The sequence below is a fragment of the Solicola agrisoli genome (genome assembly GCF_049059935.1).
In the GTDB taxonomy this organism is placed as follows: Bacteria; Actinomycetota; Actinomycetes; order Propionibacteriales; family Nocardioidaceae; genus JAURVT01.
Map to the genome: position 1 here is coordinate 1 of NZ_JBMGQR010000130.1, position 4,970 is coordinate 4,970.

Genomic DNA, 4,970 nt, shown 5'->3' on the forward strand with positions numbered 1-4,970 from the left:
GTTGACCACGAAGTGACCGTGCGTGACGAGCTGGCGGGCGTGGCGACGCGTGCGGGCGAACCCGGCGCGGTAGACCACGTTGTCGAGGCGACGCTCCAGCATCTCGAGGAGGTTGTCACCGGTCTTGCCGGGGCGACGGCTCGCCTCCTCGTAGTACTTGCGGAACTGCTTCTCGAGCACGCCGTACGTGTAGCGCGCCTTCTGCTTCTCCAGCAGCTGGTTGCGGTACTCGCTCTCCTTGACGCGACCGCGACCGTGCATGCCGGGGGGGTACGGGCGACGCTCGAACGCTGCGTCGCCGCCGACCAGGTCGACGCCGAGACGACGCGACTTCTTGGTCAGGGGTCCGGTGTAACGGGCCATGTCTGGCTACTCCTTCGACTCTCGGGCGATCAGACGCGGCGGCGCTTGGGCGGCCGGCATCCGTTGTGGGGGCTGGGGGTGACGTCCTGGATGGTGCCGACCTCGAGGCCGACCGCTCCCAGGGACCGGATCGCCGTCTCGCGGCCCGAACCGGGGCCCTTGACGAAGACGTCGATCTTCTTCATCCCGTGCTCCATCGCCCGGCGTCCGGCGGCCTCGGCGGCCATCTGCGCGGCGAAGGGGGTGGACTTGCGCGAGCCCTTGAAGCCGACCGTTCCGGCCGAGGCCCACGAGATCACCGCACCGGTGGGGTCGGTGATCGTGACGATGGTGTTGTTGAACGTGCTCTTGATGTGAGCCTCGCCGGCGGCGACGTTCTTCTTCTCCTTGCGGCGCACCTTCTTGGCGCCTGCGGGTGTACGACCCTTGGGAGGCATCAGCGACCCACCTTCTTCTTGCCGGCAACGGTGCGCTTGGGACCCTTGCGGGTACGCGCGTTGGTCTTGGTGCGCTGTCCGCGCACGGGCAGGCCGGCGCGGTGGCGACGACCCTGGTAGCTGCCGATCTCGACCTTGCGGCGGATGTCGGCGGCGACCTCGCGTCGCAGGTCACCCTCGGTCTGGTAGTTCGCGTCGATGTGGTCGCGGAGCGCGACCAGGTGGTCGTCGGTCAGCTCGTGGACGCGGAGGTCCGGGCTGATGCCGGTCGCCTGCAGCGACTGCTGCGCGCGGGTCCGGCCGACGCCGAAGATGTAGGTCAGTGCGATCTCCACGCGCTTGTCGCGTGGCAGATCGACACCCATGAGGCGTGCCATCTGGCTGTGTCCTTTGCTTGGCGGAGGTGTGTGGCGTGTCGCGCCCCTGCTGCTGCAGGGCCCTGGCCTCCGGTCCGGGGGTGACACCGACGGCTGGCGCCGGTGAGCGATCACGTTCTCTTCGGTGGAGCTGAAGTCTGGAGGTGCTGCGTCAGCCCTGGCGCTGCTTGTGGCGCGGGTTGTCGCAGATCACCATGACGCGGCCGTGGCGACGGATCACCTTGCACTTGTCACAGATCTTCTTGACGCTCGGCTGGACCTTCATCGAGCTCTCTTCATCGTGGGTGGACGGCTGGGTGGGTGCTGCGCCGGCTACTTGTACCGGTAGACGATGCGACCGCGGGTCAGGTCGTACGGCGACAGCTCGACCACGACGCGGTCCTCGGGGAGGATCCGGATGTAGTGCTGTCGCATCTTGCCGCTGATGTGGGCCAAGACCTTGTGACCGTTGGTGAGCTCCACGCGGAACATCGCGTTCGGCAGAGCCTCCACCACCGAGCCTTCGATCTCGATGACGCCTTCCTTCTTCGGCATGTCCTGTGCAATCTCCTCGTGTCGTCGTCGCGGCCCGATCGGCCGGCACGCATGTCCCACCCCCGGATCCATGAGAATCAGGTGGCAGCCGCGGGGCATGCGAAGAGGGCCGGATAGACCGACTCCTCAGTCTACGACGAGGCCCCCCAGGGGCCAAATCGTCGTCAGTCGTCCGCCGGGCCGCCGTACGGCACGCCCAGGGCGGCCAGCTGCTCGCGTCCGCCGTCCAGCGCGGTGAGCACCCACGCACCGTCGGGGGTGAGGGTGAAGGTGTGCTCGAAGTGGGCGGCCCACGCGCCGTCCTGGGTGACGACGGTCCAGTCGTCCTCGAGCGTCAGGGTGTCGATGCCGCCGGCGGTGATCATGGGCTCGACGGCGAGCACCAGGCCGCGGACGAGCTTGGGGCCGCGTCCGGGGCGTCCGTAGTTGGGGACGTTGGGCGGCATGTGCATCGCGGTGCCGATGCCGTGGCCGACGTAGTCCTCGAGCACGCCGTAGACGGCGCCGTCGGCGACCGCCCGGCTCTCGACGTGCGACTCGACCGCGTGCCCAATGTCGGTGACCCGTCCGCCCAGCCTGGCGGCGGCCAGGCCCCGCCACAGCGACTCCTGCGTGGTCTGCAGGAGGCGCTGCACAGCGTCGGGCACCTCGCCGATCGCGACGGTGACCGCGGCGTCACCGTGCCAGCCGTCGACGATCGCGCCGCAGTCGATCGAGACGACGTCGCCGTCGGCCAGCACCCGGTCGCCGGGGATGCCGTGGACGACCTCGTCGTTGACCGACGTGCAGATGACCCCGGGGAAGCCGTGGTAGCCCTTGAAGTTCGACGTGGCGCCGCTGTCGAGGATGTGCTCCTCGGCGATCCGGTCGAGGTCGCCGGTGGTCATGCCCGGTCGCACCGACGCGGTGAGCAGCTCCAGCGTGCGCCCCACGACCAGCCCGGCCTGCCGCATGACGGCGACCTGCTCGGGCGTCTTGATCTCCAGGCCGCGGTCGCGCAGACCCATGCGGCTCAGGCGTCCGGGAGGGCGGCGATGATGCGCTTGGCGACCTCGTCGACCTCGCCCATGCCGTCGACCTCGACGAGCAGCCCGCGGTCGCGGTAGACCTCGAGCAGCGGTGCGGTCTGGTCGGTGAAGACCTGCTGGCGGTGACGGATGACCTCTTCGGTGTCGTCGCTGCGCCCGCTGGTCTCGGCGCGCTTGAGCAGCCGCGCGACGAGCTCGTCCTCGTCGGCCACGAGCACCACGACGACGTCCAGGCTGGCGTCGACCTCGGCCAGGATCTTGTCGAGGGTGTCGACCTGGTCGACCGTGCGCGGGTACCCGTCGAGCAGGAAGCCCTCGAGGGCGTCGTCCTGCTGCAGGCGGTCGCGCACCATCGCGTTGGTGACCTCGTCGGGCACGTACTCCCCCGCGTCCATGTAGGACTTCGCGGTCGTGCCGAGCTCGGTGCCCTCGGCGACGTTGGCGCGGAAGATGTCGCCGGTGGAGATCTGGGGGATCCCGAGCCTGCCGGTCAGCGTCTCGGCCTGCGTGCCCTTGCCCGCTCCCGGCGGACCCATGAAGAGGAGTCGCATGTCAGCGCAGGAACCCTTCGTAGTTGCGTTGCTGGAGCTGGCTCTCGATCTGCTTCACGGTGTCGAGGCCGACGCCCACGATGATGAGGATCGTCGTGCCGCCGAACGGGAAGTTCTGGTTGGCCTGGATCAGCACGAACGCCACGAGCGGGATCAGCGAGATCAGGCCGAGGTACAGCGCACCGGGGAGCGTGATGCGCGAGAGCACGTAGCCGAGGTAGTCCTCGGTGGGCTTGCCGGCGCGGATGCCCGGGATGAAGCCGCCGTACTTCTTCATGTTGTCGGCGACCTCGGTCGGGTTGAAGGTGATCGCCACGTAGAAGTACGTGAAGAACACGATCAGGGCGAAGAAGGTCGCCATGTAGAGCGGGTGGTCGCCCTGGACGAAGTTGTCCTGGATCCACCCGGCCCACGGGGCCGACGGGTTGAACTGCGCCGCGAGGGCCGGCAGGTAGAGCAGGCTCGAGGCGAAGATGACCGGGATGATGCCGGCCTGGTTGACCTTGAGCGGGATGTACGTGGACGAGCCGCCGAACATCCGCCGTCCGACCATGCGCCGGGCGTACTGCACCGGGATGCGCCGCTGCGCCTGCTCGATGAAGATCACCGCGGCGACCACGGCCAGACCGATGAGCAGCACGATGACGAAGGTGTTCCAGCCGCGCTGCTGCTTGATCAGCCACATCGCGCCGGGGAACGTGGCGACGACCTGCGTGAAGATCAGGATCGACATGCCGTTGCCGACGCCGCGGTCGGTGATCAGCTCGCCGAACCACATGATCATCGCGGTGCCGGCCACCATCGTCACGACGATGAGCAGGAACTGCGCGATGGAGTCCTCGTCGTACATCAGCGACTGGTTGCACGCGCCGCCGAAGAGCTGGCGGCTGCGGGCGAGCGCCACGATGCCGGTGCCCTGGAGGACCGCGAGGCCCAGCGTCAGGTACCGGGTGTACTGGGTGATCTTGGTCTGGCCGGCCTGGCCCTCCTTCTTGAGGGCCTCCAGGCGCGGGATCACCACGGTCAGCAGCTGCAGGATGATGCTCGCCGTGATGTACGGCATGATCCCGAGCGCGAACACGGTGAGCTGCAGCAGGGCACCGCCGGAGAAGACGTTGATCAGGGAGAACAGCGAGCTGTTCTCACCGGACTGCGCCTGCGCGATGCAGGACTGCACGTTCTCGACGTTGATGCCCGGCGCCGGCATGGTGGAGCCGAACCGGAACAGGACGATGATGCCCAGGACGAACAGCATCTTGCGACGCAGGTCCGGCGTCCTGAACGCGTTGACGAAGGCGCCTAGCACCTGTCCTCCTCGGCGGCCCCGCCTGGCGGGGGCGTGTCGTGCAGGGTCCGTCCGCTGGTGGACGTCCCCCGCCGGGTGTCTGGCACGGTCCGGGAGTGACCCGGCCCATACGCGAGCATGGCGACTCTAACAGCCACCCGTGAGGGGGCTGAGAGAGACCGCCATGCTGCGTGGGGTCCGGTCACGTCGGACCGTGGTCTGCGATCAGAGCTCGGTGGCGGTTCCGCCGGCGGCCTCGATCTTGGTGCGGGCCGACGCCGAGAACTTGTGCGCGGTGACCTGGACCTTGACGGACAGGTCGCCGTCGCCGAGCACCTTGACCGGCAGCCCGGAGCGCACGGCGCCCTTGGCGACCAGGGTGTCGACGTCGATGT

Annotated in this window: 9 protein-coding genes; all 9 read right to left on the minus strand. The window is 68.5% G+C overall.

The window, feature by feature from the left end; translation table 11 throughout:
* The coding region (gene rpsD, locus ACI6PP_RS22790) for a 30S ribosomal protein S4 (protein ID WP_421114024.1) at positions 1–363 on the minus strand (363 nt) is incomplete at its 3' end.
* A 29-nt stretch (positions 364–392) separates the two neighbouring features.
* The gene (gene rpsK / locus ACI6PP_RS22795; RefSeq protein ID WP_421114025.1) at positions 393–800 is read right to left on the minus strand and encodes a 30S ribosomal protein S11; all 408 of its coding nucleotides are present in this window, start codon (positions 798–800) and stop codon (positions 393–395) included.
* A complete protein-coding gene (rpsM, locus tag ACI6PP_RS22800; RefSeq protein WP_421114026.1) occupies positions 800–1,177 on the minus strand; it encodes a 30S ribosomal protein S13 in 378 nt (125 codons plus the stop codon). Before rpsM ends, rpsK begins: the two co-directional genes overlap by 1 nt.
* 151 nt (positions 1,178–1,328) lie before the next feature.
* Positions 1,329–1,442: a 50S ribosomal protein L36 gene (gene rpmJ, locus ACI6PP_RS22805; protein ID WP_002514836.1), complete on the minus strand. Its 114-nt coding sequence runs from the start codon at positions 1,440–1,442 to the stop codon at positions 1,329–1,331.
* Positions 1,443–1,489: 47 nt separating this feature from the next.
* A complete protein-coding gene (infA, locus tag ACI6PP_RS22810; RefSeq protein ID WP_421114029.1) occupies positions 1,490–1,711 on the minus strand; it encodes a translation initiation factor IF-1 in 222 nt (73 codons plus the stop codon).
* 164 nt (positions 1,712–1,875) lie between these two features.
* A complete protein-coding gene (map, locus tag ACI6PP_RS22815) occupies positions 1,876–2,718 on the minus strand; it encodes a type I methionyl aminopeptidase (protein ID WP_421114030.1) in 843 nt (280 codons plus the stop codon).
* Between the two features lie 5 nt (positions 2,719–2,723).
* On the minus strand, positions 2,724–3,290 hold the full coding sequence (locus tag ACI6PP_RS22820) for an adenylate kinase (RefSeq protein WP_421114032.1): 567 nt from the start codon (positions 3,288–3,290) through the stop codon (positions 2,724–2,726).
* A 1-nt stretch (position 3,291) separates the two neighbouring features.
* The gene (gene secY, locus ACI6PP_RS22825; RefSeq protein ID WP_421114033.1) at positions 3,292–4,596 is read right to left on the minus strand and encodes a preprotein translocase subunit SecY; all 1,305 of its coding nucleotides are present in this window, start codon (positions 4,594–4,596) and stop codon (positions 3,292–3,294) included.
* A 204-nt stretch (positions 4,597–4,800) separates the two neighbouring features.
* Complete coding sequence (locus ACI6PP_RS22830) at positions 4,801–4,968, minus strand: uL15 family ribosomal protein (RefSeq protein WP_476712954.1); 168 nt, start codon at positions 4,966–4,968, stop codon at positions 4,801–4,803.
* Between the last annotated feature and the right edge of the window lie 2 nt (positions 4,969–4,970).

What these genes read in the sequence shown, in the direction of transcription:
- rpsK (WP_421114025.1), bottom strand. Translation starts at nt 800, where the DNA reads ATGCCTCCCAAGGGTCGTACACCCGCAGGCGCCAAGAAGGTGCGCCGC.
- rpsM (WP_421114026.1), bottom strand. Translation starts at nt 1,177, where the DNA reads ATGGCACGCCTCATGGGTGTCGATCTGCCACGCGACAAGCGCGTGGAG.
- rpmJ (WP_002514836.1), bottom strand. Translation starts at nt 1,442, where the DNA reads ATGAAGGTCCAGCCGAGCGTCAAGAAGATCTGTGACAAGTGCAAGGTG.
- infA (WP_421114029.1), bottom strand. Translation starts at nt 1,711, where the DNA reads ATGCCGAAGAAGGAAGGCGTCATCGAGATCGAAGGCTCGGTGGTGGAG.
- map (WP_421114030.1), bottom strand. Translation starts at nt 2,718, where the DNA reads ATGGGTCTGCGCGACCGCGGCCTGGAGATCAAGACGCCCGAGCAGGTC.
- ACI6PP_RS22820 (WP_421114032.1), bottom strand. Translation starts at nt 3,290, where the DNA reads ATGCGACTCCTCTTCATGGGTCCGCCGGGAGCGGGCAAGGGCACGCAG.